The organism is Paenibacillus sp. OT2-17 (assembly GCF_009827695.1).
GTDB lineage: Bacteria > Bacillota > Bacilli > Paenibacillales > Paenibacillaceae > Paenibacillus > Paenibacillus polymyxa_B.
Genome location: NZ_WUDQ01000876.1, coordinates 1 through 1,033 on the forward strand (window position 1 = coordinate 1; position 1,033 = coordinate 1,033).

Genomic DNA, 1,033 nt, shown 5'->3' on the forward strand with positions numbered 1-1,033 from the left:
CGCATGCCACACGAATTGCTGTTTCACGTGCACTGGAGCGCTCCAGCACGTTACGAAGGTCCTTCAGGTTGTATTTCATTCCGCCATTCAAATCCGCATGACCCGGACGTGGCCGGTGAACCCGACGCTTGTCTTCATCACTGCCTTCAATAGGCTCAATATTCATAATGTTCTGCCAGTGCTTCCAATCGTTATTTTCCACAACCAGCGCAATCGGTGCACCTGTGGTATAGCCGTGACGTACGCCTCCGGCAATCTTCGCCGTATCTTTTTCAATCTGCATACGCCGACCCCGTCCATACCCTTTCTGACGACGGTGCAGCTGAAAATTCAATTCCTCAAAATCCAATTTTAAATTGCTCGGCATACCCTCTACAATGGCAGTTAGCTGGGGACCATGCGTTTCCCCCGCGGTTAAATAACGTAAACTCATGACGCGTTCCCCCTTTAAACTGTTAAACTGTGCATCGCTAAAATCTTTAACTGTGCTTCATTATAGTATACGCACCTTTCTTTGACAAGAAAAGCCACGTGTATGCAGATAAACAAAAACACGCCTCTTGCCAAAGGGGCTAAAGGACGTGCTTTGCTGATAAGCCAACCATCAATTACTCAAGGATATAAATAAGTTCCTACAAACTTTGGATGATATATGCAGGCTTATGCTTTTTTGCGATAAAAAAAGGTTTCCGTCGATTCCAGACCATATTGGTTAGGAGAAAAGATTTGCTCTGTACTACCGACAAATAACACACCGCCGGGACGAAGACTGGCTGCAAACTTTTGATACAACGTATGTTTTGCCTCTTCTGTAAAATAAATCATTACATTTCGACAGATAATGAGATCATAACCATCCTCAAACCGATCCAGCAGCAAGTTTTGCTTTTGAAATTTCACGGCTTGTTTCAAACGGTCATCAATTCGATACATCGCACCATCCGGCTTAAAATATTTGCTAGCCACCTGCTCAGGTACATCCTTGAGCGAACGCTCCAAATATTTGCCTTCCTTGGCTTTTGCCAATGCACCG

At 44.8% G+C, this 1,033-nt stretch carries 2 protein-coding genes; both read right to left on the reverse strand.

Annotated elements, in window-relative coordinates:
• Nucleotides 1–433 (reverse strand): chorismate synthase (locus GRP75_RS27840; protein ID WP_160790990.1); only part of this gene is annotated, 433 nt, incomplete at its 3' end.
• Between the two features lie 227 nt (nucleotides 434–660).
• A partial coding sequence (locus GRP75_RS27845) for a CheR family methyltransferase (RefSeq protein WP_337194289.1) occupies nucleotides 661–1,033 on the reverse strand: 373 nt, incomplete at its 5' end.